The sequence below is a fragment of the Nocardioides sp. NPDC057577 genome (assembly GCF_042801335.1).
Lineage (GTDB): Bacteria > Actinomycetota > Actinomycetes > Propionibacteriales > Nocardioidaceae > Nocardioides.
In genome coordinates this window covers 47,687-74,080 of record NZ_JBHVGB010000007.1, presented here as the reverse complement: position 1 = coordinate 74,080, position 26,394 = coordinate 47,687, and the positions used below count along the sequence as shown (strand labels likewise).

Annotated in this window: 25 protein-coding genes; 9 read left to right on the top strand and 16 right to left on the bottom strand. The window is 70.4% G+C overall.

The annotated features are described in order from the left end of the window. Positions 1 to 74 precede the first annotated feature (74 nt). The 4 genes from ACFU7D_RS02815 to ACFU7D_RS02800 form a co-directional block, all read right to left on the bottom strand. Positions 75 to 1,724: a hypothetical protein gene (locus ACFU7D_RS02815; protein ID WP_378863008.1), complete on the bottom strand. Its 1,650-nt coding sequence runs from the start codon at positions 1,722 to 1,724 to the stop codon at positions 75 to 77. Positions 1,725 to 1,864: 140 nt separating this feature from the next. Next, positions 1,865 to 2,629: a hypothetical protein gene (locus tag ACFU7D_RS02810; protein ID WP_378863005.1), complete on the bottom strand. Its 765-nt coding sequence runs from the start codon at positions 2,627 to 2,629 to the stop codon at positions 1,865 to 1,867. 168 nt (positions 2,630 to 2,797) lie between these two features. Next, positions 2,798 to 3,937, bottom strand: coding sequence for an acyl-CoA dehydrogenase family protein (locus ACFU7D_RS02805; protein WP_378863002.1), 1,140 nt, complete (start codon positions 3,935 to 3,937; stop codon positions 2,798 to 2,800). After that, on the bottom strand, positions 3,934 to 4,779 hold the full coding sequence (locus tag ACFU7D_RS02800) for an enoyl-CoA hydratase (protein WP_378728119.1): 846 nt from the start codon (positions 4,777 to 4,779) through the stop codon (positions 3,934 to 3,936). The genes ACFU7D_RS02805 and ACFU7D_RS02800 overlap by 4 nt, the downstream gene beginning before the upstream one ends. A gap of 47 nt (positions 4,780 to 4,826) precedes the next feature. Between ACFU7D_RS02800 and ACFU7D_RS02795 the strand changes: the two genes are divergently transcribed. The 3 genes from ACFU7D_RS02795 to ACFU7D_RS02785 all read left to right on the top strand — a co-directional run bounded on the left by ACFU7D_RS02795 (position 4,827) and on the right by ACFU7D_RS02785 (position 8,103). Beyond that, on the top strand, positions 4,827 to 6,005 hold the full coding sequence (locus ACFU7D_RS02795; protein ID WP_378862999.1) for an acyl-CoA dehydrogenase family protein: 1,179 nt from the start codon (positions 4,827 to 4,829) through the stop codon (positions 6,003 to 6,005). Then, positions 6,002 to 6,796 (top strand): SDR family oxidoreductase, encoded by a 795-nt coding sequence (locus ACFU7D_RS02790; RefSeq protein ID WP_378862996.1) that lies wholly within the window; start codon positions 6,002 to 6,004, stop codon positions 6,794 to 6,796. Before ACFU7D_RS02795 ends, ACFU7D_RS02790 begins: the two co-directional genes overlap by 4 nt. 158 nt (positions 6,797 to 6,954) lie before the next feature. Continuing rightward, the gene (locus ACFU7D_RS02785; RefSeq protein ID WP_378862993.1) at positions 6,955 to 8,103 is read left to right on the top strand and encodes an acetyl-CoA C-acetyltransferase; all 1,149 of its coding nucleotides are present in this window, start codon (positions 6,955 to 6,957) and stop codon (positions 8,101 to 8,103) included. Positions 8,104 to 8,172: 69 nt separating this feature from the next. Here the strand turns inward: ACFU7D_RS02785 and yidC are convergent, their stop codons facing one another. From yidC to ACFU7D_RS02760, 5 genes are read right to left on the bottom strand one after another with little or no spacing between them, the layout of a single operon-like run. Next, a complete protein-coding gene (gene yidC, locus ACFU7D_RS02780; RefSeq protein WP_378728123.1) occupies positions 8,173 to 8,985 on the bottom strand; it encodes a membrane protein insertase YidC in 813 nt (270 codons plus the stop codon). Positions 8,986 to 9,041: 56 nt separating this feature from the next. Beyond that, positions 9,042 to 9,329: a hypothetical protein gene (locus ACFU7D_RS02775; RefSeq protein WP_378728124.1), complete on the bottom strand. Its 288-nt coding sequence runs from the start codon at positions 9,327 to 9,329 to the stop codon at positions 9,042 to 9,044. Between the two features lie 35 nt (positions 9,330 to 9,364). Then, complete coding sequence (locus tag ACFU7D_RS02770; protein WP_378862990.1) at positions 9,365 to 9,934, bottom strand: GNAT family N-acetyltransferase; 570 nt, start codon at positions 9,932 to 9,934, stop codon at positions 9,365 to 9,367. A gap of 16 nt (positions 9,935 to 9,950) precedes the next feature. Beyond that, complete coding sequence (locus ACFU7D_RS02765; RefSeq protein ID WP_378728126.1) at positions 9,951 to 11,021, bottom strand: NAD(P)H-dependent flavin oxidoreductase; 1,071 nt, start codon at positions 11,019 to 11,021, stop codon at positions 9,951 to 9,953. Then, the gene (locus tag ACFU7D_RS02760) at positions 11,018 to 11,761 is read right to left on the bottom strand and encodes an enoyl-CoA hydratase family protein (protein ID WP_378862987.1); all 744 of its coding nucleotides are present in this window, start codon (positions 11,759 to 11,761) and stop codon (positions 11,018 to 11,020) included. The genes ACFU7D_RS02765 and ACFU7D_RS02760 overlap by 4 nt, the downstream gene beginning before the upstream one ends. Positions 11,762 to 11,841: 80 nt before the next feature. On the opposite strand from ACFU7D_RS02760, the gene ACFU7D_RS02755 reads away from it, so the two are divergent. Further along, complete coding sequence (locus ACFU7D_RS02755; RefSeq protein WP_378862984.1) at positions 11,842 to 12,723, top strand: SDR family oxidoreductase; 882 nt, start codon at positions 11,842 to 11,844, stop codon at positions 12,721 to 12,723. A gap of 100 nt (positions 12,724 to 12,823) precedes the next feature. On the opposite strand, the gene bla is transcribed toward ACFU7D_RS02755, so the two are convergent. Beyond that, positions 12,824 to 13,702, bottom strand: a complete 879-nt coding sequence (gene bla / locus ACFU7D_RS02750; protein ID WP_378862981.1) for a class A beta-lactamase — start codon at positions 13,700 to 13,702, stop codon at positions 12,824 to 12,826. Between the two features lie 108 nt (positions 13,703 to 13,810). Here bla and ACFU7D_RS02745 point away from each other — a divergent pair, with 108 nt between their 5' ends. The 3 genes from ACFU7D_RS02745 (at position 13,811) to ACFU7D_RS02735 (ending at position 17,036) form a co-directional block, all read left to right on the top strand. After that, the gene (locus ACFU7D_RS02745; RefSeq protein ID WP_378862978.1) at positions 13,811 to 14,674 is read left to right on the top strand and encodes a LysR family transcriptional regulator; all 864 of its coding nucleotides are present in this window, start codon (positions 13,811 to 13,813) and stop codon (positions 14,672 to 14,674) included. After that, positions 14,671 to 15,597, top strand: a complete 927-nt coding sequence (locus ACFU7D_RS02740) for a serine hydrolase (protein WP_378862975.1) — start codon at positions 14,671 to 14,673, stop codon at positions 15,595 to 15,597. The genes ACFU7D_RS02745 and ACFU7D_RS02740 overlap by 4 nt, the downstream gene beginning before the upstream one ends. Before the next feature lie 137 nt (positions 15,598 to 15,734). Next, positions 15,735 to 17,036 (top strand): MFS transporter, encoded by a 1,302-nt coding sequence (locus ACFU7D_RS02735; RefSeq protein ID WP_378862971.1) that lies wholly within the window; start codon positions 15,735 to 15,737, stop codon positions 17,034 to 17,036. Between the two features lie 8 nt (positions 17,037 to 17,044). Here ACFU7D_RS02735 and ACFU7D_RS02730 read toward each other — a convergent pair whose 3' ends face one another. Both ACFU7D_RS02730 and ACFU7D_RS02725 read right to left on the bottom strand, forming a co-directional pair. After that, on the bottom strand, positions 17,045 to 19,090 hold the full coding sequence (locus ACFU7D_RS02730; RefSeq protein ID WP_378862968.1) for an acyltransferase family protein: 2,046 nt from the start codon (positions 19,088 to 19,090) through the stop codon (positions 17,045 to 17,047). A 147-nt stretch (positions 19,091 to 19,237) separates the two neighbouring features. After that, positions 19,238 to 20,545: a D-arabinono-1,4-lactone oxidase gene (locus ACFU7D_RS02725; protein ID WP_378862965.1), complete on the bottom strand. Its 1,308-nt coding sequence runs from the start codon at positions 20,543 to 20,545 to the stop codon at positions 19,238 to 19,240. 135 nt (positions 20,546 to 20,680) lie between these two features. On the opposite strand from ACFU7D_RS02725, the gene ACFU7D_RS02720 reads away from it, so the two are divergent. Further along, entirely contained in the window at positions 20,681 to 21,889 is a 1,209-nt protein-coding gene (locus ACFU7D_RS02720) for an amino acid deaminase/aldolase (RefSeq protein ID WP_378862962.1), read from the top strand. A gap of 29 nt (positions 21,890 to 21,918) precedes the next feature. On the opposite strand, the gene ACFU7D_RS02715 is transcribed toward ACFU7D_RS02720, so the two are convergent. Further along, complete coding sequence (locus ACFU7D_RS02715; RefSeq protein ID WP_378862959.1) at positions 21,919 to 22,530, bottom strand: TetR/AcrR family transcriptional regulator; 612 nt, start codon at positions 22,528 to 22,530, stop codon at positions 21,919 to 21,921. Between the two features lie 98 nt (positions 22,531 to 22,628). Here ACFU7D_RS02715 and ACFU7D_RS02710 point away from each other — a divergent pair, with 98 nt between their 5' ends. Further along, on the top strand, positions 22,629 to 23,852 hold the full coding sequence (locus ACFU7D_RS02710; protein ID WP_378862956.1) for an alanine racemase: 1,224 nt from the start codon (positions 22,629 to 22,631) through the stop codon (positions 23,850 to 23,852). A 4-nt stretch (positions 23,853 to 23,856) separates the two neighbouring features. On the opposite strand, the gene ACFU7D_RS02705 is transcribed toward ACFU7D_RS02710, so the two are convergent. The 3 genes from ACFU7D_RS02705 to ACFU7D_RS02695 all read right to left on the bottom strand — a co-directional run bounded on the left by ACFU7D_RS02705 (position 23,857) and on the right by ACFU7D_RS02695 (position 26,372). Then, positions 23,857 to 24,759 (bottom strand): endonuclease/exonuclease/phosphatase family protein, encoded by a 903-nt coding sequence (locus ACFU7D_RS02705; RefSeq protein WP_378862953.1) that lies wholly within the window; start codon positions 24,757 to 24,759, stop codon positions 23,857 to 23,859. 85 nt (positions 24,760 to 24,844) lie between these two features. Then, positions 24,845 to 25,897: a serine hydrolase domain-containing protein gene (locus ACFU7D_RS02700; RefSeq protein ID WP_378862950.1), complete on the bottom strand. Its 1,053-nt coding sequence runs from the start codon at positions 25,895 to 25,897 to the stop codon at positions 24,845 to 24,847. A gap of 7 nt (positions 25,898 to 25,904) precedes the next feature. Further along, entirely contained in the window at positions 25,905 to 26,372 is a 468-nt protein-coding gene (locus ACFU7D_RS02695) for a hypothetical protein (protein WP_378862947.1), read from the bottom strand. Positions 26,373 to 26,394: the final 22 nt, after the last annotated feature.

Here is a 26,394-nt window from a genome sequence, read left to right as displayed (position 1 = left end):
TGGGCGTTGTGTTTTTGCCAGAATTGGGTGGGCGGGCCGCGGGGGGGGTTGCAGGCGGCGCTCCGACGGCATCGTCAGCGAGGATCGACGAGAACGCGGCGTGAAGCTGGCGCGTACCTCGTCGTTCCGGCGTACTTGACGATCCAGTACCCCTTGGCCCGCACCTGGATCGAGGTGCGGTACGTCCCGGTCGAGGTGGTGGAGAGCGTGCGCTTCAGCACGGGGCCGGCTGAGCCCGCGGGGTCGAAGTAGACCTTCACCGTTGTCCTTGCAAGAGGCCGCCAGCGAGTGCCTGCCGAGGTCTTCTTGACGGCCTTCAGGTCGCCGGTGAACGTGACGCGTGTACCGCGTACGGGCGTCTTGGTGGACGCGTTGATCCTCGCCAAGGTCGCCTGCCTGGTGGTCACCAGCGCCTCGGACGGGGCGTAGGAGGCCGACCCGGGATAGCGGGCGATCCAACGGCCAGGCGTGGTGACGGCGACTGAGTAGGAGTAGGCGCCCGACGTGTTCGTCTTCACGGTCGCTCGGTATTGCGGTCCTGTCGTTCCGGCCGGATCGAAGTAGAGCCTCACGCCCAGGCCGGCGACCGGCCGCCAGGCGGGCGCCCGGGTGGCTGAGGCGAGGTTGACCGCTTTGACCGTGCCGCCGATCTGGTGCCGGACGCTCGTGGTCGAAGCTGGGGGAGTCGCGCGAATGCTGGTCGCCGTCACCTTCCTCACCGTGATGGAGCCGACCGAAGTGCCGTTGAGCCTGATCGCATAAGTCCCCGGCGGAGCCATGCCGTCGATCCAGATCGTTCCCCGGGCGGTGTACTTGTCGATGGTGTGGATGAGGTTCGGGCCGAACCTGTCACCGAAGCCCACCTTGAGCGGTGAGAAGGACATCTCGACCGTGCCGGACAGCTGCTCCCAGTTCCAGCCGCCGATGTATTCGACATCGATGGGCAGGGCTACCGGCTTGGTGCCTACGGTGACGCTGCTCGGCGTGAAGACACGGGCCTTGACACTGCCGTCTCCGACCTTGATCGCGACGGTCTTCTCCCGATAGCCCGTGCCCGTGTGCACTCGGATGTCCTCGGCCAAGGTGGCCGCGACGTCTGTCGCCGAACCCGCGTACTCGGCGCTGATGACACCGCTCGACCTCGCCACGAAGCTCGTGGAGAATCCGCCTGTGGACGACGATGTCACCGTCGCGATCTTGCGTTTCGCCTCGGAGCCTGTGGGGTCGAGGTAGATGTCAACAGCGCGGCCGGCCGCGGGCGCGTAGCTGGTTCCATCATCGGTTGCCGTGATCGAGCCGAAGACCTTCACGGTCTTTCCTGCCGGAGCGATTCGCGGAGCGACATTCATCTCCATGCGTACGTCACGCTTGAGCCCGAACTCGACCGCCTGAGGTGCGTCGAGAAGGATCTCGTGCTCCTGCCCGTCCTTGGTGATGACGACGTGCTGGTTCAAGGTGAGGGAGAACCGGCCATCGGTGTTGTAGAGCACGCCGCGGGCACGTGTGCGGCTGTTGTTGACAGGGACAAGGCTCCAGTTCGCGAGTGTCGACGCCCCGTCCGCTCGGGCGATGGAGATCGTCGGCCACTTGCCTGCCTCGTTCACAAACCGGATGGCGGAGCCGTTGTGCTCGTAATGCACGTCGACAACGACGTTCTCCTCCGTAGCGTTCCACCACCCGCGAGCGTTGGCGGTCGCGTCCTGGACGCGGATCCTTGCGGTCACGACAGCGTCGCCGTCCGTGAACTCACGAGTGACCTCATTGACGACAGGGGTTGCCTTGGCACGATCCTGGGATATCGAGACGAGGCCCACACCTGCGGCGAGTGCGAGTACGACGAGACCGCTGAGGAGACGGAGCGTTCTCAACTTGTCACCGCCTTGCTCGCGGAGGACGCGGCCCAGTTCGTGGATCCGGCGAAGGCGAACGACCAAGTCCCCTTGCCCTTCTTGGGAACGACGACATCGAAGGTTCCGTTTGCCGACAGGTAGATGCTGCGCTGCAACGCCTTGGATCTGGTGCCTGCGGGGTCGAAGTAGATCCGAAGCACCTCGCCGGGAACGGCCTGGGTGTAGCCGTACGCGCCGGGGGTCTCGAGAGCCCCGGAGAACCAGATGGACTTGGTCGTGCCGGCCGTCGAGAGTTTGACCTGGGTCTTGGTCTTCACGCTGAAGGACCCGAGCTTGACGTTGCCGAAGGTGAAATCGTCGTACGCCGCCGAGCCGTCGTCGAAGTGCGCCCTCACTCGGGCGGCTTCCAGGAACACCTCGTACTTCCCGGTGAGCGTCGGGGCGGGGCCACGGTTGGGCATCATGGGTACGTTGATTCGCGTCGTACCGGCACCAGTGGGTGCGGAGACCTGTTCGGAGGTGGCCCCCGGTCCGTTGCCGTCGGTCTGGGCAATCCGCAGTTCTACCAGGTTGCTGGTGAACTCGAGCTGATCGGCCGTCGTCGACCACGTCAGGTCCACCGGGACGGTGGTCGACGTCGCATTGCTGAGGGTGACTGTCGACGGAATCCTGGCCGACACCGTGACCGTCGTGTCTAGCGACTTCGCGGTTTGCTGGTTGGTGCCTATCTGCCAGGTTGCCGCCGGCGTGGAACCGGCTGTGCCGGCCACCAGGGCCAAGCCCGCAAGCACGCCGAGAAGGCGCGTGGGGGTGATTCTCATGAAGGCGTTGCTCCGAGTGTGTGCCCGAGCCCGGTAGGTCCGGGTGCAGCACGGATGGTGCCATACCCCGACCGGTGTGCGAGGGGAGATTGCTTTACGTATGCCCCTCGTCTGAGCAACAGTTCGCTAGCCGAGCCGGGGGAGGCCGAGCACGCGCTCGGCGACGATGTTGCGCTGGATCTGGTTGGTGCCGGCGTAGATGGGGCCGGACAGGGAGAAGAGGTAGTCGTCGACCCATGGGCCGGAGAGCTCCGCGTCCGCGCCGAGCAGCGAGAGCGCGGTCTCGTGCAGGGAGAGGTCGAGGTCGGACCACCACAGCTTGTTGATCGAGCCCTCGGCGCCGACGGAGCCACCGGCCTCGACGTGGGTGACCGTGCCCCAGGTGTAGAGGCGGTAGGCCTCGGCGCCGATCCAGGCGTCGACGACCTGGTCGCGCAGGTGGGGCTGCGGGTCCGACGCCCACAGGTCCAGCAGCCGGTCGGCCGCGGCGCAGAACCGACCCGGCGAGCGCAGCGAGAGGCCTCGCTCGTTGCCCGCGGTCGACATCGCGACCTTCCAGCCGTCGCCGACCCCACCGAGCACGTCCTCGTCGGCCACGAAGACGTCGTCGAAGAAGATCTCGGCGAACCCCGGCGTACCGTCGAGCTGGTCGATCGGGCGGACCGTGACGCCGTCGGCGTCGAGCGGGAAGAGGAAGTACGTCAGGCCGCGATGCCGCTCCGCGGAGGGATCCGAGCGGAAGAGCCCGAAGCCACGGTCGGCGAACGGCGCCCGGCTGCTCCAGGTCTTCTGGCCGTTGAGCTTCCAGCCGCCCTCGACCCGGGTCGCGGAGGCCCGCAAGGACGCCAGATCGGACCCCGCCTCGGGCTCGGACCACGCCTGCGCCCAGACCAGGGAACCGTCGGTCATGTCGCGCAGGTAGCGCTCCTTCTGTGCCTCGGTGCCGTGGCCGAAGATGATCGGGGCGAGCAGCGAGATGCCGTTCTGGCTGATCCTGGTGGGGGCGCCGGCGAGGTAGTACTCCTCCTCGAAGATGACCCACTCGGTCAGTGACGCGTCCCGGCCGCCGTAGGTCTCGGGCCAGGTGACCACCGACCAGCGCCCCGACGCCAGCGTCCGCTCCCACTCCCGGTGCGCCGCGGCGCCCTCGGCGGTGTCCATCGACGGCAGCCGGCCGGGGTTGTGGGCGGCGAGCCACTCGCGGGCCTCGAGCCGGAAGGCCTCCTCGGCCTCGGTGAACTCCAGAGTCCCCTGTTCGAAAGTCACTGCTTCATCGCCTTCGCGTCCATCCCCGCGAGCGAGTCCTTGCCGACCTCGGCGTTGTGCGCGTGCGCGGCGTGGTGGAGACCGAAGACCGAGTCCATCCCGGCGCGCATGCCCATCAGGTCCTCGGCCTGGTTGACCGCCTTCTTGGCCAGCGCCAGCCCCAGGCGAGGCATCTCGGCGATCCGCCCCGCGAGCTCGAGGGTCTCGGTCTCGAGATCGTCGCGGGGGACGACGTGGTTGACCATGCCCCAACGCTCCGCCTGCGAGGCCGAGAAGCGGCCACCGGTGAAGAGCATCTCCTTGGCGGCGCGCGGGTTGGTGACCCACGGGTGTGCGAAGTACTCGACCCCGGGGATGCCCATCTTGACCACCGGATCGGAGAAGAAGGCGTCGTCGGAGGCGACGATGAAGTCGCAGGACCAGGCCAGCATCAGGCCGCCGGCGATGCAGGCGCCCTGCACCATCGCGATCGTCGGCTTCGGCAGCTCACGCCAGCGGCGGCACATGCCCAGGTAGACCTCGGACTCGCGCGCGAAGCGGGAGTCGACGCCCTCCTTGCCGACGTGGTCCCACCACATCACGGCCTTGCGCTCGAAGCTCTCGTCGATGTCGCGGCCCGGGGTGCCGATGTCGTGGCCGGCGCAGAAGTGCTTGCCGTTGCCGCCGAGGACGATCACCTTGATCTCGTCGTCGTTGGTCGCTCGCGTGAACGCCTCGTCGAGCGCGTAGGTCACCTTCGAGTTCTGAGCGTTGCGGTATTCGGGGCGGTTCAGCCGCACCACCGCGACGGGCCCGTGGGTCTCGTACGTCACGACACTGGTCTCGGTTGGAGTGGCGGTCATGCCGCAGACGCTACCAAACAAGTGCTTGGTTTGGTAGGTTGTCCGGCATGGACCTGACCTACTCCGCCGAGGACGAGACGTTCCGTGCCGAGGTGCGCGAGTGGCTGGCCGACCATCTGGTCGGCGAGTGGGCCGCGCTGCGTGGCACCGGCGGGAACGGCCGCGACCACGAGTCGTACGAGGGCCGGCTGGCGTGGAACCGCTACCTGGCCGAGCACGGCTGGACCTGCCTGGGCTGGCCCGAGGAGCACGGCGGGCGCGGCCTGCCACTGTTCCAGCAGGTGATCTTCCACGAGGAGTACGCCCGGGCCGATGCCCCGGTCCGCGTGAACCACCTCGGTGAGGAGCTGCTCGGGCCCACCCTGATCGCGCACGGCACTCCCGCTCAGCGGGATCGGTTCCTGCCCAAGATCGTGGCCGCCGAGGAGCTGTGGTGTCAGGGCTACTCCGAGCCCGGTGCCGGCTCCGACCTGGCCGGCGTCCGGACCCGGGCAACGCTGGACGGTGACCAGTGGGTGGTCGACGGTCAGAAGGTCTGGACGTCGAACGCGCACCTGTCTGACTGGTGCTTCGTCGTCTGTCGCACCGAGCCGGGCTCGACTCGGCATCACGGGCTGTCCTACCTGCTGGTCCCGATGGCGCAGCCCGGTGTCGACGTCCGCCCGATCGAGCAGCTCACCGGCACCTCCGAGTTCAACGAGGTCTTCTTCGACGGCGCCGTCACCGCCGCGGACCTGGTGGTCGGCAAGCCGGGAGACGGCTGGAAGGTCGCGATGGCGACCCTCGGGTTCGAGCGCGGCGTCTCCACGATCGGCCAGCAGGTCGGATTCGCGCGCGAGCTGGAGACGGTCGAGGAGGCAGCCCGGGCCAACGGCGCCATCGACGACCCCGGCATCGCTGCCCGGCTCGCTCAGGCCCAGGTCGGGCTGGAGGTGCTCCGGCTGCACGCGCTGCGGACCCTCTCGGCGTACGACTCCGGTTCCTCTGGCCCCGAGGCGAGCGTCTCCAAGCTGCTGTGGGCGCGGTGGCACCGCGACCTCGGCGAGCTGGCGATGGACGTCGTCGGGCTCGCCGGACTGACCACCGGCGAGGACTACGCCCTCGACCGGCTGCAGTCCCTCTACCTCTTCTCCCGCGCCGACACGATCTACGGCGGCTCGGACGAGATCCAACGCAACATCATCGCCGAGCGTGTGCTCGGCCTGCCCAGAGAGGCCCGTGCATGAAGCCGGAACAGCCAACCCCCGCGTACGTCCCCGGCCACTCGCTCCTGGAGGGGCGGGTCGTCGTCGTGACCGCTGCCGCCGGTGCCGGCATCGGGGCGGCGGTGGTGCGCAAGGTGCTCGAGGAGGGCGCCAAGGCGGTCGTCATGTCAGACACCCACGAGCGGCGGCTCAAGGAGTCGCGCGATGCCCTGGCCGAGGAGTTCGGGGAGGACCGGATCACGGCGGTGACCTGCGACGTCACCCAGGACGACCAGGTCCAGGCGCTGCTCGACGCGGCCGAGCCTTTCGGTGGTGTCGACGTGATGATCAACAACGCCGGGCTCGGCGGGACCGCGTCGGTGCTGGAGATGACCGACGACCAGTGGGGGAAGGTCCTCGACATCACCCTGACCGGGACGTTCCGGTGCATCCGGGCCGTCGGACAGCGGTTCGTGGCCGCCGGGAAGCGCGGCGTGATCGTCAACAACGCCTCGGTGATCGGCTGGCGGGCGCAGGAGGGGCAGGCGCACTACGCCGCGGCCAAGGCCGGGGTGATGGCACTGACCCGCTCCGCCGCCGCCGACCTCGCTCCGCACGGGATCCGCGTCAACGCGGTCTCGCCGTCGCTCGCCATGCACCCGTTCCTGGAGAAGGTCACCTCGCCCGAGCTGCTCGTCGAGCTCAAGGGCCGCGAGGCCTTCGGCCGCGCCGCCGAGCCGTGGGAGGTCGCCAACGTCATGGTCTTCCTGGCCAGCGACTACTCGTCCTACATGACCGGCGAGGTCGTCTCCGTCTCGAGTCAGCATGCGTAGTAGCACCCCGCTGGTCGAGCCGGGAGGCCGCCTGCGGCCGAGCGTGTCGAGACCAACACAGTCCCATCGAGCGCCGAAGGGACCGTGTTGGTCTCGACACGACGTCGCTCGTACCTCACGACGTCGGCTCGACCGACGTGGGTCAAGGAGTCAGAACATTGTCTGAGGCATTCATCGTCGATGCGGTTCGTACGCCCGTGGGCAAGCGCGGAGGTGCGCTCGCCGGCATCCACCCCGCCGATCTCGGCGCCCACTCGCTGGCCGCGCTCGTCGACCGCACCGGGATCGACCCGGGGGCCGTCGACGACGTGATCATGGGCTGCTGCGACACCATCGGCGGCCAGGCCGGCGATGTCGCGCGGACCGCGTGGCTGGTCGCCGGACTGCCCGACCACGTACCCGGCGTGACCATCGACCGGCAGTGCGGCTCCTCGCAGCAGGCGGTGCATTTCGCGGCGCAGGGCGTCATGTCCGGGACCCAGGACCTGGTGGTCGCGGGCGGTCTGCAGAACATGTCGGCAATCCCGATCTCGGCGGCGATGCTGGTGGGTGCCGAATACGGGTTCACGACCCCGTTCGCCGAGTCGCCCGGCTGGGTGAAGCGCTACGGCGACCAGGAGGTCTCCCAGTTCCGCTCGGCCGAGATGATCGCCGAGAAGTGGGACGTCTCGCGCGAGGACATGGAGGCCTACGCGCTCGCCTCCCACCAGCGTGCCAAGACCGCGATCGCCGAGGGACGGTTCGACCGCGAGATCGTGCCGGTGGGTGATTTCGCCGTCGACCAGTGTCCCCGCGAGACCTCGCTGGAGAAGATGGCCTCGCTGGAGCCGCTCGCTCCCGGTGGGCGGATCACCGCGGCCGTCGCCTCGCAGATCTGCGACGCCTCCTCGGCGCTGCTGGTCGCCTCCGCGGCGGCGGTACGCACCTTCGGCCTGACCCCACGAGCCCGGATCCATCACCTCTCCGTGCGCGGTGACGACCCGGTCTGGATGCTCACCGGGCCGATCGAGGCCACCCGACACGCCCTGGCCAAGACCGGCCTGTCGGTCGACGACATCGACCTCTTCGAGTGCAACGAGGCCTTCGCCTCCGTCGTCCTGGCGTGGATGAAGGAGCTCGACATCCCGCATTCGAAGGTGAACGTGAACGGCGGCGGCATCGCCCTCGGCCACCCCATCGGCGCCACCGGCACCCGGCTGATGACCACCCTCCTCAACGAGCTCGAGCGCACCGGCGGCCGCTACGGCCTGCAGACCATGTGCGAGGGCGGCGGGCAGGCCAACGTCACGATCATCGAGCGGCTCTGAGGTCGGAGTTGTGAAGCTGAGAGTGGTCTATAGGTCACTCTCAGCTTCACAACCTCGCCGCGGGGACGGTCAGGCCGGCTGCAACCTGAGCGTGCGGCGCTCGGCCGCGGGGGAGCCGGGGGTGGGGAACCAGCGGTGGATGACGGCGGCCTGCCCGGCGGTCCACAGGCCGCTGATGACCCAGTAGACCAGCAGGGCGAGCGGGACGCTGCTGCCGGCCAGGAGCATGCCGCCGGCGGAGATGACCGGCATCAGCTCCTGCATCCGGATCATCGACTCGGGCATGTCGGCACGCACCATGTTGGGCAGGACCCACAGCCGCTGGCTGAGGTAGCTGACCAGGGCGGCGGTGGCGGCGAGGCCGAGGGTGATCACCAGATGAGTGGTGTCGCCGGAGAGGTAGCCGTGCCCGGTCAGCGGCGCGCCCAGGAAGGTGGCCTGCCCGAGCGAGGCGACGAGCGAGTCGCTCATCGCGCCGACCGAGTTGCTCCGGCTGACGTCGGAGAGCAGGTGGTAGAGCGCCAGGAAGATCGGCAGCTGGGCGAAGGCGGCGAGCATCGCGAAGCGGGGTACGCCGTGCTCCTCGTTGATCTTGCGACGCTCCTCCATCATCGCCATCATGTCGGCCTGGCTCGCGCTGCCGGACGAGTTCTTCTTGGCGTACTTCTTGGTCAGTGCCTGCATCTGTGGACGGGCGCGGGCGGAAGCGTGGGCGGTGCGTACGCCGCGGATCGTCAACGGCAGGAGGGCGAGCCTGACCAGGACGACGACAGCGGCGATGGCCAACAGCCAGCTGGCGTTGTCGCCCGCGAAGGACAGGACGTGGTGGGCGCCGGCGAGGACGGCCGCGAGGGCGTGCGACAAGGGGGCGAGAACGGACATGGGTGTGCTCCTGAGGTGAGTGGGTAGGTCTGACGGGCTCGCTGGTGGGCGAGCGGTCAGACCTGCTCAGGGGCGCGCGGACGGCGCGGGGAACACACCGGGTCGGTGACCCGGGCAGCAAGATGGTGAGGTCCGTCGGATGCGTCCGGCGGGACCGTCGAACGTGCCCTGACCAGGGCGAACGCGCTGACGTTGTGGAGCGCTCCGACGGCGACGGCCGCGAGCGCGGTCGAGACGGCGATGGTGAGCAGCGCCTGCTCGGGATCGACGCTCATCAGCGCCGGGAGCATCAGCGTGAAAAGTGCGACGAGCGCGATGCGTACGCGGCTCGTCTCGGTCTTCACGCAGGTCAGTGTACCGATCCCGGGCAATCGAGCCATCATCCCAAGGCACGCCGCATCAGGACGCGCGGGTGGCCGGCGAGGACCGAGGTGGTGTCGGCGGCCCAGACGAAGCCCGCGGCCTCGAAGTTCTTGCGGATCCCGGCGTACGCCATGGTCAGGTCGACCTTCGCGCCCTGGTTGTCGAGCGGGTAGGCCTCGATGGCCGGGGCGCCGCGGTCGCGCGCGAAGTCGACGGCACCCTCGATGAGCGTGTGCGAGATGCCCGTGCCGCGGTGGCCCGGCCGGACCCGAATGCACCACAGCGACCAGACCGGGAGGTCGTCGACGTGCGGGATCTTCCGGTTGCGGGCGAAGGACGTGTCGGTGCGCGGCGCGACGGCGGCCCAGCCGACGGGCTCGTCGCCGTCGTAGGCGAGCACGCCGAGCGGTCCCTGCTCGAGCAGGGACCGTACGTGCTCTCCGCGAGCCGGCCCGTGCAGCTCGTTGTTGAGCTTCGACGGGATCCGGTAGCTCAGGCACCAGCACACGCTGGCGTCGGGGCGCTTGGGACCGACAAGAGCGCGTACGTCCTCGAACACCGTCGCCGGGCGAACCTCGATGGCCATGGGTCCACCCTGAGGCTCAGGCGCGGGTCGCGTCCAGGTGTTTGAGGCGGTCGGCGGCCTGGGCGACGATGCGGTCGACCAGCTCCTCGCAGGTGGGGAGGTCGTCGAGGAGGCCGACGACCTGGCCGCTGGAGAGCATCCCGGCGTTCGTGTCGCCCTCGACGAGGCCGGCACGGAGCAGCATCGGGGTGTTGGCGGCGAGCACGACCTCGGCCCAGGTGCGGTCACCGCCGTGGACCATGTTCCGGCCGTCCTTGATGAGCGTCCGCCAGGGCAGGCCGGACATCTCCTTGAACTGCCGGGTGCGCTTGAGCGTGCGCAGCAGCTTCGCGGTGAGCCCCTCCTTCTCGAGCGTATCGATGAACTCGGTGCGGAGCAGGCGGTGCGGCATGCCGTCGGCCTTGGTGGTCACGACGGTGCCGTCGAGGCCGAAGCTCAGATAGCGCCGGCGGACGTCCTCGGGGACGGCCGAGTCGGCGGTGAGCAGGAAGCGGGTGCCCATGCCGATCCCGGCGGCGCCGTAGGCCATCGCCGCGGCGAGTCCGCGGCCGTCGAAGAATCCGCCGGCGGCTACGACGGGGATGTCGACGGCGTCGAGGACGCTCGGGAGGAGCAGGGTGGTCGGGACCGCGCCGGTGTGGCCGCCGCCTTCGCCGCCCTGGATCATCACCATGTCGGCGCCCCAGCCGGCCACCTTCTTGGCGTGCTTGGCCGCGCCGATCGAGGGCATCACGACGATGTCGTGCTCCTTGAGCGTGCTGATGAGCTCGGGCTTGGGCGCCAGTGCGAAGCTGGCGACCTTGACGTCGAGGTCGATCAGCAGGCGGCAGCGGTCGGGAGCGTCCGAGGCGTCGGCTCGCAGGTTGACGCCGAAGGGCTTGTCGGTGCGGCTCTTGACCTCGACGATCGCCTTCTCGAGCTCGTCGAGGGTCATCGTCGCCGAGGCCAGGATGCCGAGCGCGCCGGCGTTGGCGGTCGCGCTCACCAGGCGCGGGCCGGCGACCCAGCCCATCCCGGTCTGGACGATCGGGTGGGTGACCCCGGTCAGCTCGGTGAGCCGGGTGCGGAAGGTCTGGGCGGTGCTCATCGGCCGTCCTTCACGAAGGCGTCGCGGCGCTCGTCGGCCACGCCGGCGAGGTTGAGCTCGTAGGTGAAGCCCTGCTCGAAGCGGTAGGAGGCGTTCACGTCGATCGGGTCGATGCCGTTGAGGGCCGCCTTGGCCGCGCGGATGACCTGCGGGTCCTTGGCGGCGATCTGGCGCGCGACGTCCAGGGCGGTCTCGTCGAGGTCCTCCCTCGGCACGACCGCGTGCACCGAGCCCAGCTCGTGGAGGCGCTGGGCGGTGATGGTCTGGGCGGTGAAGTAGAGGGTACGCAGCATGTGCTGCGGCACCAGGCGGCTCAGGTGGGTGGCGGCTCCCAGGGCTCCGCGGTCGACCTCGGGTACGCCGAAGAAGGCGTCGTCGCTGGCCACGATCGTGTCCGCGTTGCCGACCAGGCCGACGCCTCCGCCGAGGCAGAAGCCGTTGACCGCGGCGACGACCGGGACCGGGCACTCGTAGATCGCCTTGAACGCCGCGTAGCAGCCGCGGTTGGCGCCGAGGATGCCCTCGAACCCCTCGATCTGCTGCATCTCCTTGATGTCGACGCCGGCGTTGAAGCCCTTGCCCTCGGCGCGCAGGATCACGACCCTGGCGCCGTTGTCGGCGGCGGCCGTGACGGCGTCGGCGACCTCGAACCAGCCCTTCACCGGCAGCGCGTTCACCGGTGGGTGGTTCATCGTGACGACGGCGATCTGCTCGTCGGTGATCTCGGTGGAGATGCCCATGGTCCGTTCCTAACCTAGCGATTGCTTGGTAGCCTAGCAGTTGCTTGGTTTCTGTACGCAAGACTGAAAGGGACGCCACCATGGCTCGACTGCTCGAAGGCCGGATCGCGATCGTCACCGGAGCGGGGCGAGGCATCGGCCGGGCGCACGCTCTCGAGCTCGCCCGTCACGGGGCGAAGGTGGTCGTCAACGACTTCGGCGTCTCGCTCGCGGGCGAAGGCACCGGTGAGTCGCCCGCATCCCAGGTGGTCGACGAGATCGTCTCCGCAGGTGGGCAGGCGGTGGCCAACGCCGCTGATGTGGCCGACTTCGCGCAGGCCGAGGCGATGGTGCGACAGGCCGTCGAGACGTACGGGGGCCTGGACATCCTCGTCAACAACGCCGGATTCGTACGCGACCGGATGCTCGTCAACACCTCCGAGGAGGAGTGGGACGCGGTCATCCGGGTGCACCTGAAGGGACACTTCGCGACGCTGCGGCACGCGGGTGCGTACTGGCGGGCCGAGTCGAAGGCCGGGCGTCAGCGGGAGGCCCGGGTCATCAACACCTCCTCCGGTGCGGGCCTGCAAGGCTCGATCGGGCAGGGCACCTACTCGGCGGCCAAGGCCGGGATCGCCGGGCTGACCCTGGTCGCCGCCGCCGAGATGGTGCGCTACGGAGTCACCGTCAACGCGATCGCACCGGTCGCCAAGACCCGGATGACCGAGGGTGCCTTCGACACCTCCGCGATGGCGCTCCCCGAGGACAACTCACCGGTCGTCGCCTGGCTCGCCTCCGAGGAGGCCCGCGACGTCACCGGCCGGGTCATCGAGATCGACGGCCCCCGGATCACCGTCGAGAACGGCTGGGCCCACGGTCCCTCCGCCGACGCCGGCGCCCGCTGGGAAGCCACCGAGGTCGGCCCCGCGCTCCGCAAGCTCCTCGCTGTGGCGCCGGAGCCGGAGAAGGTCTACGGAGCCTGACCCCGCCGAGGCGTCAGGTACGTCGGCCGAGAGGTCACACACGTCGGCCGAGAGGGCACCTCGGTGCCCACTCGACCGACGCGGGTGACGCCTCGGCAGGTCAGGCGAGCTCGGCGCAGACAGTGGCCGCGATGTCCCGGAGCGGGGTGTCGAGCGGCTCGGCGTCGGGGTCGTCGGAGCGGGTGAGGGCGGCGATGACGATCGGAGCGCCGTCAGGGGTCCAGGTGACACCGACGTCGTTGCGCGATGCGTAGTCACCACCGCCGGTCTTGTCGGCGAGCCGCCAGCCGACGGGAACCCCGGCGCCGAACCTCGTGACGGTCGACTGGTTGGCCAGCATCCAGGTGATCAGCTGGTCCCGGTCCGCGCGGTCGAGAGCGTTGCCGAGGACAAGCCGCGTGTAGGTCTGCGCGATCGCACGCGGTGAGGTGGTGTCGCGCGGGTCGCCCGGGATCGCGCTGTTGAGGTCGGGCTCCCAGCGATCCAGCCGGGTCACGCTGTCGCCGAGGGAGCGGGCGAAGGTGGTGATGCCGGCAGGCCCACCGATGAGGTGGAGCAGCTCGTTGGCCGCGGTGTTGTCGGAGCGCGTCATCGTCGCCTCGGCGAGCTGCGCGACGGTCAGGCCGTTGCGGGTCGTCAGCGAGGTGACCGGTGAGTTGACGACGACGTCGGCGGCGTCCCAGGTCAGGCGCTGCCGGAGCGTACGCGCAGGGTGGTCGCGCAGGATCGAGGCCGCGAGCAGGGTCTTGAACGTGGACAGCATCGGGAAGCGCTCCTCGGCGCGGTGCTCGATGACGCGTCCGGTCCGCATGTTCTTCGCCCAGACGCCGAGGTGACGCTGGTGCTTCTGCTCGAGCGCGGCGATCGAGGGGCTGTCGGTGGCGTACGCCACGGAGCCGCCGACTCCGGTTGCGGCGACGGCGGCCGCGGTGGCGGCTCCGCCCAGGACGGCGCGACGGCTGAGGATCGGTGTGGTCATGTCGAGCATCGTGACGCCGCCGCGGCGACGGCGTCCAAGGACGATCCGGCATGCACGTATGCATCGCCGACATGGGACGAGGTGGGGCGGATCAGCCATCCTGTACGCGTGGACCTACTGCTTCATCTGCGCGGCTTCGCCGCCGTCGCGGACGAGATGAGCGTCTCCGCGGCCGCCGTCGAGCTGGGCGTCGACCAGCCGCTCCTCAGCCGTCGCCTGCGTGCTCTCGAGCGTGAGCTCGGGGTGGAGCTGCTCGACCGCACCCGGCGCCAGATCGCCCTCACCCCGGCCGGCACCGCGCTGCTGCCGCGGGCCAGGCACCTGCTCGACCAGGCTGACCATCTGCTGCGGAGCATCCGCCGGCCCGACCGGGAGAGCTTCGTGGTCGCGGTGCCGTCCGGCGGCGATCCTGCTCCTCTCGCGCGGTTGGTCGCGCTGCTGGAGGCGGAAGGCGTCGACGTACGCCTCGCGAACGACAGCGACGAGACACCGGAGTCTGCCGCCTGGACGGTCGAGGCGTGCGACCCGGATGCGGCCACCTGGCTCACCCCGCTGGGCGCGGCTACCGCTCCCGGGACTGACCGAGGGCCGGTGTCGCTGAGCTCGCTGCGCCCCCGCCGAGGCGGGGAAGGTACGCAGGTGCTGGCTCTCCCGCGAGACCTCGACGACCCCGCCGGCCGGCTGCGACGGCTCGCGGATCGCGCCGGTATCGGGCCGGCCATGCTGCGTCGCGCCCCGCACCAGCTCGCGGTGGCCGAGACGATGGCGGGCCGGGCGAGCCTGGTCTGTGCGCGGCATGAGGCGGTGACGTACGGACTGAGCTGGTCGCCCTTCGTCGACCCGGTGCCGCGCGGTCATCGGCTGGTCGAGCAGCCGCCGCCGCCCGGACCGCTGGCGGCCGGCCCGGTGCGGGAGCAGGCGCTCGCGCTGCTCGGAGCGTGCGTCGGTGCACCCGAGGACGGGCGCGAATGAGTCCGCTCGTCGGCAGCGACCGGGGCCTGATCGACCTCGCCGAGGCCACCGCCGAGCGCTTCGAGGAGCTCCGGGTCCGGATCGCCTTCCTCGCCCGCGACATCGACACCGGCCACGAAGTCGGGGTCGGCGTCGACCGGCCGATGCCGCTGGCGTCGGTCGCGAAGGTCCCGCTGGCGCTGGTCGTGGCGGACCGGATCGCCCGTGGCGAGATCGACGGGGGCGCGATGGTGACGCTGACCGCGGCGGAGCGGAGCTACGGGCCGTACGGCATCTCGGCGTTCACCCACGACGCGACCTGCTCGGTCGCCGACCTGATGCTGATGATGCTGGGGCTGAGCGACAACGCCGCCGCCGACGCGCTCTTCGACAAGGTCTCGCCGCGCGAGGTCGACGAGCAGCTCGCCGAGTGGGGCGTGGAGGGGCTGCGGGTGCGGCACCGGATGCAGCCGATGTACGACTACGCCACCCGCGTCGCCGGCCCCGACTTCGCCCTCGCCACCCAGCTCGCGGTCGAGGGTCGCCGGCCGGGCGGTCGGCACGTGATCGACTCGCTCGACGTCGAACGCGCCACGGTCGGCACGCCGCGCGCCTGCGTCGGCCTGCTCGAGCGCGTCTGGCGCGACGAGGTCGCCAAGCCCGAGGCGACCGAGCTGGTGCGCCGGCTGATGGGCAAGCAGGTCTTCACCCACCGGATCGCCGCCGACCTGCTCGCCGACGACATCCAGCTCGCCGGCAAGACCGGCGGGTTCCTCACCCTGCGGCACGAGATCGCCGTGGTCACCCACCCCGCCGGCCGTGTCGCGATCGCCGTGCTCACCGACTCCGACCGCACCGCCCGGATCCAGAACGACGTCGACCTCGCCATCGCCGCCACCGCCCGCGACGCTGTCGAGGCCCTCGCCGCGCGCCGTCCAGCCTGAGCCGAGGCGTCACCTACGTCGGCCGAGGCGTCACGTACGTCGGACGAATCGGCACCCGCTGCCACCTCGGCCGACGGGGCTGAAGCCTCGGCGAAAACCAGTCGGCAATCACCCGTTCTCGGTGGTGGAATTGGCCAGTGCCTGCCCTGCCCGGATTCATCAACAACCTCATCCCGCCGACGCCGTTGTCGAAGCGTCTGGCGACGCAGTCGCTGCTCTTCGCGGCGGGGGACGGGACGTTCAACACCGCGGCGGCGTTCTACCTGGTCGCCTTCGTCGGTCTGACCCCGGCGCAGATCGGCATCGGTCTGACGGTCGCCGGGATTGCGAGCTTCCTCACCGCCTACCCGATGGGCCAGCTGGCCGACTTCATCGGCCCGAAGCGGATCTGGGCGATCAGCGCGCTGCTCAGCGCGCTGATGTTCGCGACGATGCCGTTCATCCACGGCTTCTGGGCCTACCTGGCCGTCATCGTCGTCTTCGAGGTGGTCAACAATGCGGGCGGCGCCGGCCGGAATGCGTACGTCCTGGATGTGCTGCCCGACAAGGAGCGGGTCGAGACGCAGGCGTTCATGTACTCCAGCCTCAACCTCGGCTTCACCATCGGTGCCCTGATCGCCGGCATCGCGCTCGCGCTGGACACCGACACGGTCCTCAAGTGGGGCGTGCCGTTCTTCGCGCTGGTCATCGGGATCGCCAACTCCGTCTGGATCACCCGGCTGCCGAGGGCGCCTCACGACGAGCGCCGCGCGGCCGGCGAGGTCACCGAGAAGCTGCCCGGCCCCGGTGCGCTGCGCAACGTCGGCTGGCTCCTGGTGACCACCTTCACCGGCACGCTGTGGAGCAACCAGGTGCTGCTGCACACCGTGATCCCGCTCTGGCTGGTCGAATACACCGACTCCCCGCGCTGGCTGCTGGCCTGGCTCTTCGCGACCAACACGGTGCTGTGCATCATCCTCCCGGCCTACACGTCCAAGGGTGTCCGCGACGTCCGCGACGCGTTGCGCCGGGTGTGGTGGAGCAGCGCGTTCTTCGTCGCCGCCTGCGCGATCACGCTGGTCACCCACGACACCCGCGGGTTCCTCACCATCTTCCTGGTCTGGCTCGGCCACGTCGCCGTGACCGGTGCCGAGCTCGCCATCGGCTCCGCCTCATGGGCTTTCCAGGCAGAGCTCATGGACCCCGACCGACGGGGTGAGTACGAGGGTGTCGCCGGCATCGGCCGCCAGCTCGGCGGCGCGTGGGCGCCGGCCCTGTTCACCTTCCTCGCGATGGGCTGGCACCCCGACTTCTACAGCGGCGCCGGCTGGATCGTGATCGGCGCCATCGTCGTCGTCGCTGCCGCTGCCATGGGGCCCTCGACCCGGATGGCCGTACGTTTCAAGCAGACCCACTTCCCGCGCGAGGACGAGCCCGATCCCGAGCCGGCCGTCGCCTAGCTCCACGATCAGCGCAGGATCGTCGCGATCCGGTCGCCGAGATAGGGAGCGAGGGTCGCGGCGTAGAGCGGCGAGATGTGGAAGCCGTCCTGGTAGACCTGCAGGTCCCCGACGACGGGGGAGCAGGTGTCGGGCTCGCAGAAGTAGTCGGTGAGGTCGACGCGGTGGGCGTTCGGGGTCAGCCGAACCGCGCCGGCGCTGCCGTCGTCGCGTACGACCCGGTCCCGGTCGCGCGCACAGGCCGACTCGGCCCCGAGCCCGGCCGAGTCGATGCACGGCTGGACCACACGTGCGAACCGGGTGGTGCTGCCCTCGAAGATCGGGCTGTCCCGGATCGCGATGACCGGCACCGACGGGTCCGGCCGGCTCGCCCAGGCCTCCGCGAGACCGTTGCTGAGCGCCTCTCCGGACGTCTCGTCACCGACGGCCTCGACCGAGACCTGGCTGGAGTGGATGACGAGGTACGCGTCGATCCCCTGCTCCTCGGAGAGATACGTCGAGAGCCGTGACTTCCACTCCCGGCACAGCTCCACCGTCGTCGCAGGAGCCCCGACGCGGTCGCGGGCGTTCCAGTGGCAGCCGGCACGGCTGGCGACGTCGATGCGCCAGCCGCGCCGCTCGGCGATCTCGCGGTAGGCGGGGACGAGCTGGTGGTTGTGCGAGTCGCCGATCGCCAGGAGACGACGCGAGTAGCCCCGCGAGGGCCCGAGCGTGCACACCTTGAACCGCACCGGCCGCTCGTTGTTGGACCAGCAGCCCGACCCGTCGGGCGCCTGGTAGCCGAGACTGGCGTCGAGCAGCCGGTCCGGACCCTCGCAACCGGCGGTCGCGGGGTCCAGGGCAGCGGCGCCGATGCAGCCCGCGTACCGCTTCGCGGCGTCGACGGCTGCCGCCCTCGCTGCGGCGTCCTGGCGCTCGACCACGCCTGCGCCGGTGAGCGCCCCGGCGGCGACGAGCGCAAGCACGACCGGGATGGCCACGAGCCGGCCGTGCCCGCCGAAGCGGGGCCGGATGCGGGTGACCGGCACTTCGACGTACCGGTGGGTGAGCCAGGCCAGGACCACCGAGACCGAGAGCACGACGACCGCGGCGAGGAGCGTGGTCCGGGTGGCGTACGTCCAGCTCAGCCACGCCACGAGCAGCGGCCAGTGCCACAGGTAGAGCGGGAAGGAGATGTCCGCGACGAACCGCAGCGGCCTGACCGCGAGGAGCCGCTGCGGCCCGCAGGCAGCCGTCGACCCGGAGCCGAGAACGACCAGCAGCGCCCCGCCGACCGGCCACAGCGCCCACGGCCCGGGGAAGAGCGCGGCGCCGTCGAGCACGAACCCCGAGCTCGCGACGAGCAGCAACCCGAGCCAGGCGACCATCGGTCGCACGGGCCCGGGCGGACGGAGACGGTCCAGCCCGAGCGCGACCAGTGCCCCCACCCCGAGCTCCCAGAAGCGCGCCCCGGTGTGGAAGTACGCCACCTGCTGGTCGGCCGCCCCGAGCCGCCATGCGAAGAGGAACGAGGCCACCGTCGCCACCGCCACCACGAGCGCCAGAGCCACCCGGAGCCGCGCCCGCGCCACCCACCAGACCCCCAGCACGACCGCCGGCCAGACCAGCAGGAACTGCCCCTGCACCGCCAGCGACCAGAAGTGCTGCAGCGGGCTCGCGCTCGGCCCGGCCGCACCGTAGGCGAGCTGGGATCGGATCATCTCCCAGTTCAGGACGTACGCCGCCGATGCGGCGATCTCCCGCAGCGTCGAGCCCCACACCGACCGCGGCATGACCGTCACCATCAGCACCGCCGTCCCGGCGAGCACGACCAGCGTGGGCGCCGAGAGCCGCAGGAACGTACGCCCGTAGTGGTCCGCCACGCGCAACTCGGAGGTCGCGACCCGGCGGACGAGCGATCGGGTCACCAGGAACCCGGTCAGCGCCAGGAAGACGTCGACGCCGCCGGAGACTCGGCCGTTGCCGAAGAGGTGGAAGACCACCACGAGCGCCAGTGCCAGCCCCCGCAGCCCGTGGATCTCGGCGATCCGCTGGGTGCTGCTGGCGCCTGGCATCGGGTCAGGCTAGGTCCGGCCGGTGACGCCCGGGAGACGCCCAGATGAAGCCGAGTCGGCGCATCCTGACCAAAAACCGTGTCGAGTCGGCTCGTTCTAACGAGCCGACTCGGCACGATTTTCGGTGAAGTTGCGCCGACTCGGCGGTCAGGAGCCGAGGATCTGCTCGAGGTGGGGGTTGCCGAAGGTGCGCGAGAGGTCGAGCTTGTCACGCAGCGCGACGAAGTCGCCGAACCGCGGATAGCGTTCGGCCAGGTCAGCGGCCGAGAGCGTGTGCATCTTGCCCCAGTGCGGCCGGCCGCCGACCTCGCCGGCGATGCGCTCGAAGGCCTCGAAATACGGCACCCGCCACGGCGAGGACGGCGCGGTGTGGATGGCGATGTAGACGTTCTCGCGCTCGAACCCCGTCGACAGCGGGATGTCGTCGGCGCCCGCGACCCGGACCTCGACCGGGAAGGAGATGTTCCACGACGAAGCCTCGACCGCACGCTGCAGCTCGGCGAGGACCTCCATGCCGACGGCACGCGGGACGGCGTACTCGCTCTCCACGAACCGCACCTTCCGCTGCGAGGTGAAGACGCGGTAGGAGATGTCGGTGAACTCGCGGGGCGAGAGGGCGGAGGCGGCGAAGCGGGCCAGCGGCTTCACCAGGCCGGGGACCCGGAGACCGAGTCCGACGGTCGCTCCGAACGCGGTGTTGGAGAGGAGCTCGTCGTCGAACCACCCGCGGGCCCGGCCCACCGGCGCCAACGGGGTCTCCGGCAGCGGCAGCCGGGTGTTGTGCTTGGTCAGCACGCGGGTCGTGTGCGGGAACCAGTAGAACTCGAAGTGGTCGGTCCCCGAGGCATGCTCCTCGAAGGCGTTCATCACGTCGGCGAGCTCACCGTTGCCCTCGCGCGCGTTGAGAGCGAACAGCGGCTCGGTCTGGAGCGTGACCTCGACGATGATCCCGAGCGCGCCCAGCCCGACGCGGGCGAGGTCGAAGGCCTCGGGGTTCTCCGACGCCGAGCAGGTGATCACGGAGCCGTCTGCGAGAAGCAGCCGGAGGCCGCGTACCTGGGTCGCCAGGCCGCCGAAGCGCGCTCCGGTGCCATGAGTGCCGGTCGAGATCGCGCCCGAGATCGACTGTTCCTCGATGTCGCCGAGGTTGGTCATCGAGAGCCCGAGCGCCTCCAGTGCGCGGTTGAGGACCTTGAGCCGGGTGCCGCCCCGCACGGTCACGAGGCCGGTCGTCGAGTCGGCCCGGACGATCCCGGAGAGACGGTCCAGGCTGACCTGGACGTCGACGGGCGACCCGATCGCGGTGAACGAGTGCCCCGCGCCGATCGGCCTGACCTTCCGCCCGGCCTCGGCCGCAGCCACGACGACGGCCGAGAGCTCCGCCTCGTCGCGCGGCGCCACGACCTCGATCGACCTCGTCTGCTGATTCCCCGCCCAGTTCTGCCACTCGCTCACGCGGAAAGGTTGGCTGGTCGAAGGCGTACGGTCAACGCCTGCGCCGATATCCGGGAGCCGACTTTCGCCGCGCGACGGCACAGTTGGTTACCTGCCGTTGACGTGAGCGCCTCCCGGGGCATAAACACTTGGGTCGTGGTCACGACTTCCCACCATCTCTCCGCCCAGCAGCACGAACGGCTCGACCGGGCGACCGCTCGTCTCGACGGACCCGTCGGGGCGGTGGACCTCGCGGCGTTCGACGCCAACGCCGACGATCTCGTGCGCCGTGCCGCCGGCACCCCGATCCGGGTCGCCAGCAAGTCCGTACGCTGCCGGGCGCTGATCGACCGGGTGCTCGCCCGCGAGGGATACGAGGGGATCCTGGCTTTCACGCTGTTCGAGGCGTTGTGGCTGGCCGAGACGCACTACGACGTCGTGGTCGGCTACCCGACCGTCGACCGAGCCGCGCTCGCCGCTCTCGCGAAGGACGAGGAGAAGCTCGCCCGGGTCACCCTGATGATCGACAGCGCCGAGGGGTTGTCGCTGGTCAAGGCCGCGATCGGCACGCCGGCCGCCCCCGTACGCGTGGCCATCGACCTCGACGCCGCGCTGGTCATCGCGCGCCGCATCTGGCTCGGCGCCCGCCGCTCCCCGGTCCGCACCCCCGAGGATGCCGTCGCCCTCGCCCGGATCGTCGCCGAGGACCCGGACTTCCAGCTGGTCGGACTGATGGCCTACGAGGGCCAGGTCGCCGGCACCGTCGACCGGCCGCTCGGCGGCAACCCGCCCGCGGCCGCCATCAGGAGGATGAAGAAGGCCTCGATCGCCGAGATCACCGAGCGCCGCGGGAAGATCGTCGCCGCCGTACGCTCCCTGACCGACCTCGAGTTCGTCAACGGCGGTGGCACCGGCTCGATCGAGTCCACCCACGCCGACCCCTCGGTGACCGAGATCGCGGCCGGGTCCGGCCTCTACGGCCCGACCCTCTTCGACCGCTACGACGGCTTCACTCCTCACCCCGCTGCCTACTTCGGGCTGAGCGTCGTCCGCCGCCCCGCGCCCGGCATCGTCACCGTCGCCGGTGGCGGCTGGATCGCGTCGGGCCCGCCCGGACTCGACCGCGTCCCGAGCCCGACCTACCCCTTCGGACTGGAGTACGTCGGCACCGAAGGCGCCGGGGAGGTCCAGACGCCGCTGCGTGGGCATGCCGCCGACGAGCTCGCGATCGGTGACAAGGTCTGGTTCCGGCACGCGAAGGCGGGTGAGGTCTGCGAGCGGCTCGACACGCTCCAGCTGATCGAGGGCGACTCGATCATCACGGTCGCGCCGACCTATCGGGGCGAGGGCCAGACGTTCCTGTGACCTGCTGGGTCAGGCCGGGTCAGGCTGGGTCAGGCTGACTCGCCCAGCAGCATGACCCAGCTCTCGGTGACCAGCTCGCACATGCGGTCGTGCTCGACACCCCAGAACCCGTCCGCCCAGCGCTGGAAGAGATAGTCGAGCTGGCCGACCGCCAGGGCGCCGCGCAGCCGCCGGCTGTCGGCATCGAACCGGTCCGCCTTGTCCAGGCCCGTGCTGACGTCCTCGATCGTCTCGTCCGTCCAGGCGTCGACGATGCGGGTGAGATCGGGATCGACGGCCTGGGCGGCCCGGGCGATCGTGACGATCGGGCGCACCTCCGGCCACCGGGCCACGGCCTGCCGGATCCAGGCACCGAGCTGCTCGCTGGTGCCGGCCGCCACCGCGTCGGCGAGGCCGCCGAGCGAGCTGCCCCGGGGGGAGCGGAGCTGGACAAGCTCGTCCTCGAGGCGCTCGGCGATCAGGGCCTTGATGACCTCGGACTTCGAGGGGAAGTAGGCATAGAACGTCACCCGGGTGGTGCCTGCCGCCGAGGCGATCTCGTCGATCGTCGTGGCCGCGTAGCCGCTCGCGACGAACCGATCCATCGCCGCGTCCAGCAGGAGCCGGCGAGTCATCGCCCTCTGAGCTGCACGGTTGGCCATGGCGTCACGATAAGCGACGCCGATACCTACCCGGGGATTTCCACGGTTTCTCGAAAACTCGATGTCTCGCAGCTGGGCCGTCGGTAGGTTCTGTCTCGATGGACGATCATGTGACTTGGGCGGACAAGGGCTTCTGGGAACCGGGGGAGGCCGTCGGTCTCGACGCGTACGCAGCCTCCGGCCGCAACCTCTTCGACGGCTCGTTCACCTGGCCGGCGATGGTGCTCAAGAAGGGCGCGCTGGAGCACAACATCGCGACCCTTGCGGGCTTCGCGGAGGAGCACGGTCTGCTGCTCGCTCCGCATGGCAAGACCACGATGGCGCCCTCGCTCTACCAGCGGCAGCTGGACGCCGGCGCGTGGGCGATCACCGTCGCCTCGCCCAGCCAGGCCCTGGTCGCTCGCCATGCCGGCGTACGCCGGGTCATGGTCGCCAACGAGATCCTCGACCACAGCGCTCTGAGCTGGGTGGCCTCCGAGCGTGCGGCCGACCCCGAGTTCCTCCACCTGCACTGGGTCGACTCGGTCGAGGGTGTCGAAGCGGCGGCCGAGGCGTCGGCACTGGTCGGTGTCGAGGACCGGCCCATGGCCGTGCTGATCGATCTGGGTTTCCCGGGCGGGCGCACGGGCTGTCGCACCGTCGAGGAGGCTGTCGAGCTCGCGCGGCTGGTCGACGCCACGTCGGGCGTGCTCCTGGCGGGGGTGGCCGGCTACGAGGGCGGGCTGCACACGGCGGAGGCGGTCGGTGACTACTTCGACCACCTCAAGGAGCTCGCCTCGACCCTTTTCACCAAGGGCCTGGTCGCCGCCGACGCCATCGTCTCCGCAGGTGGAAGCGCCTTCTTCGACGTCCTCGCCGAGCGCTGGTCCGCGGGCTGGCCGGACGGGATGACGCCTCGCCAGGTGCTGCGCAGCGGTGCGTACGTCTCCCACGACCACGGGCTCTACGCCGGCGAGACGCCCTACGGCCGCATCGAGGGCACCCTGGACCCGGCCATCGAGGTGTGGGCCCAGGTGATCTCAGCACCCGAGGAGGGGCTGGCCATCGTCGGCATGGGCAGGCGGGACGCGCCGTTCGATCACGGCCTTCCAATAGCGCTCGCGGTGCGGCGCAACGGCTTCGGTGGCGCTGATCCGCTCGAGGGCACCGTCGAGAAGCTGGCCGACCAGCACGCCTTCCTGCGCACCGACGCCGGACTGCGGCCGGGCGACCTGGTCAGCTTCGGGATCTCGCACCCGTGCACGGCGTTCGACAAGTGGCGGCTGATCCCGGTCGTCGATCTCGACTACACCGTGACCGACCTGGTCCGGACGTACTTCTGAGGGTTCAGGCGATGCCGGAGAGTCGCACCCTGACCTGGTAGAACGCGCCGTGGTCGGTGGCCCGGCGGGCCGACGGGCCGGAGTAGACCCGATAGCGGTCGGGCCGCAGCGACGGGCTGAGGAAGGCCTGGTCGATCGGCGCTCGGCGGGCGGTGGCGCACTTCTCGTGCGTCGCGAGCGGACTCGCCAGGCCGGTCCCGGGCGAGGTCAGGTCGCACAGGATGTCGTTGCGCTGGTTGAAGTCACCGGCCACGACCATCGGCACCTCGGCGCGCGCGACCACGTCCTTGACGATCCGCGCGTTCACGTCGCGCCACTGCTTCTGTCGAGGAGCCGACGGGATGCTTGCCGGGAAGTGCACGGGGAGGACTCCCACCCGCTGGCCCGAGGAACGCTCCTCCAGCACCACCACAGGTGCGGTGACGCGGGCTCCGTGGCGGTAGTACATGGTGACCGTGTCCTTGCTGACCAGCCGGAACACCGAGCGGCGGTAGAAGACCGCGTCGTCGGTGGCGTCGGGCGTGGAGACGAGCGCATACTCCCGGCCGTACGACTCGAAGGCCTCCCGCTGCCGCGCCTCCACCTCGGCGAGCACGCCGAAGTCGATGACCGTACGCCGCAGGTGGCCCACCACGATCCGCATCCGCGGCACGCCGTCGAGCCGTCCGGCGGCAGCACCCCCGGGCGCGGTGTGGTGGTCGGCCCAGGCGTTGAGCCAGGCGAAGCGCTGGAAGCCGGGCTGCACCGGCGCCGCCTGGGCGACCTTGACGGTCGGGCCGGCGGAGGCGGTCGTCGGGACGAGGAAGCTCAGGGCGACGCCGAGGACGCCGCAGAGCGCGACCGCGGGCGCGATCGCGCGCATCAGCTTGGCGCGATCCGGGCCCGAGGTGATCGGTGTGGGGGACACGCCTACCGACGGTATGAGTCCGCCGTGTGCGCCGAACCAAACGCTTTCGAATACTCGGAAACCTCGGGTGAACTCCGGCGACGGGTCAGGCCGGCGGCGCGATCTCGGTGGTCACCAGGTCGGCGAGGCGCTGCGCGGTGCTGAAGTCGGGGGTGAGGCGGTTCTTGGTGATCGCGAACGAGATCCCGGTGGCCGGGTCGGCGTAGGCATAGCTGCCTCCGCCGCCCGGCCAGCCGATGCGGCCCGCCGGGTAGCCCAGAGCCAGCTGGGCGGGGGTGCCGAAGACCTGGTCGGTGCCCTCGAAGGCCACCGCCGACAGCTCCTCGAGCTGCTCCGGGGAGATGAGCCTGCCGTCCAGCATCGCGGCGTACGCGGTCGTGATCCCTCGTGCCGTGAAGGTGCCCACCGACGGGACCTCGGCCCGGAGGAACCGCGGATCGTTGCCCATCGACGCCCTGGGTCGTCGCTCCCAGGGCGCCAGCACGCCATCCGGTTCCGCCGCTTCTGCTGGAGGTGGCTCGCCGTCCTCGAGCCGGGCGAGCCGGGCGAGGTCGCTCGGCGGGACGCCGAAGCGCAGTTCGCCGGTGACCTCCAGAGGAGCGGCGACCCAGTCCTCCAACAGCCGACCCATCGGCTTCCCGGTGATCCGGCGGGCGATCTCGCCGATCAGGAAGCCGAACGTGAACGAGTGGTAGCCCGTCCGGGTGCCTGGGGCCCACAGCGGCACCGCTTCGGCAAGCGCCGCGCAGACCCGGTTCCAGTCGGCCAGGTCGCCGGGGCCGAGCCCGCGGGGCATCGCGGGTACGCCGACCGTGTGGGTCAGGACATGGCGCAGCGTCGCGGACTCCTTGCCGTGCACCCCGAACTCCGGCCACACCTCCGCGACCGGCGTGTCGTAGCCGACCAGGCCTTTGCCGACCAGGAGATGGGCGACCAATGCCGCCATCCCCTTGCCGGTGGAGAAGCTGAAGAACAGCGTCTCCGCGGCGACCGGCCGCCCGGTCCCGCTGTCGGCGACGCCGGCCACGGCCTCCACGACCCGGCGGCCCCGGTGGTCGACGGCGACCTGCAGGCCGGTCTCGGCTCCGGTGGAGACGAGCTCGTCCAGGACGTACTGGACTCGGCGCTGGAGAGTCATCGCCGGCTTACAGGTCCATGAAGATCAGGGCGCCCGCGATGTCGGCGGTGCCGTAGTGGAGGTAGTCGTCGACGGTGTCCTCCGGGACGCCCTTCTGCGCGGTCACGAAGCCGACGACGACCGCCTTGGCGGAGTCCTTGGCGACCCACTTCCCGATCACGTCGTCCGCGACGAGGCTGCCGGTGGGCAGGTCGATGTCGGTCTCCTCGACCGACTCCGCGGCCGCCGTCGCCTCCGCCTCGCTGTCGAAGACGTAGATCACCCGGAGCATCCGCAGCTTGCCGCCCTCGGCGGCGTGGATCCCCATCGCGGCGTAGCGGCAGCCCTTCTTCTCCAGGGCCGCCGACGCGATCGGCCCGCAGTCCGGATAGTCCTGGGCGGCCACGTACGTCGCGTTCATGCTCACGTCGCCGAGCTTGAACCTCCAGTCGCCCTCGAAGAGCTCCGCGTCCAGCCACCCGGCCCCGCGCTTCACCCCCCCCCCCCCCCCCCCGCGC

Bases quoted from the DNA above. Each gene is read 5' to 3' on its own strand.
- ACFU7D_RS02800 (WP_378728119.1), bottom strand. From the start codon at position 4,779: ATGACCGCCACTCCAACCGAGACCAGTGTCGTGACGTACGAGACCCAC.
- ACFU7D_RS02795 (WP_378862999.1), top strand. From the start codon at position 4,827: ATGGACCTGACCTACTCCGCCGAGGACGAGACGTTCCGTGCCGAGGTG.
- ACFU7D_RS02790 (WP_378862996.1), top strand. From the start codon at position 6,002: ATGAAGCCGGAACAGCCAACCCCCGCGTACGTCCCCGGCCACTCGCTC.
- yidC (WP_378728123.1), bottom strand. From the start codon at position 8,985: ATGTCCGTTCTCGCCCCCTTGTCGCACGCCCTCGCGGCCGTCCTCGCC.
- ACFU7D_RS02770 (WP_378862990.1), bottom strand. From the start codon at position 9,934: ATGGCCATCGAGGTTCGCCCGGCGACGGTGTTCGAGGACGTACGCGCT.
- ACFU7D_RS02765 (WP_378728126.1), bottom strand. From the start codon at position 11,021: ATGAGCACCGCCCAGACCTTCCGCACCCGGCTCACCGAGCTGACCGGG.
- ACFU7D_RS02760 (WP_378862987.1), bottom strand. From the start codon at position 11,761: ATGGGCATCTCCACCGAGATCACCGACGAGCAGATCGCCGTCGTCACG.
- ACFU7D_RS02755 (WP_378862984.1), top strand. From the start codon at position 11,842: ATGGCTCGACTGCTCGAAGGCCGGATCGCGATCGTCACCGGAGCGGGG.
- bla (WP_378862981.1), bottom strand. From the start codon at position 13,702: ATGACCACACCGATCCTCAGCCGTCGCGCCGTCCTGGGCGGAGCCGCC.
- ACFU7D_RS02740 (WP_378862975.1), top strand. From the start codon at position 14,671: ATGAGTCCGCTCGTCGGCAGCGACCGGGGCCTGATCGACCTCGCCGAG.
- ACFU7D_RS02730 (WP_378862968.1), bottom strand. From the start codon at position 19,090: ATGCCAGGCGCCAGCAGCACCCAGCGGATCGCCGAGATCCACGGGCTG.
- ACFU7D_RS02715 (WP_378862959.1), bottom strand. From the start codon at position 22,530: ATGGCCAACCGTGCAGCTCAGAGGGCGATGACTCGCCGGCTCCTGCTG.
- ACFU7D_RS02710 (WP_378862956.1), top strand. From the start codon at position 22,629: ATGGACGATCATGTGACTTGGGCGGACAAGGGCTTCTGGGAACCGGGG.
- ACFU7D_RS02700 (WP_378862950.1), bottom strand. From the start codon at position 25,897: ATGACTCTCCAGCGCCGAGTCCAGTACGTCCTGGACGAGCTCGTCTCC.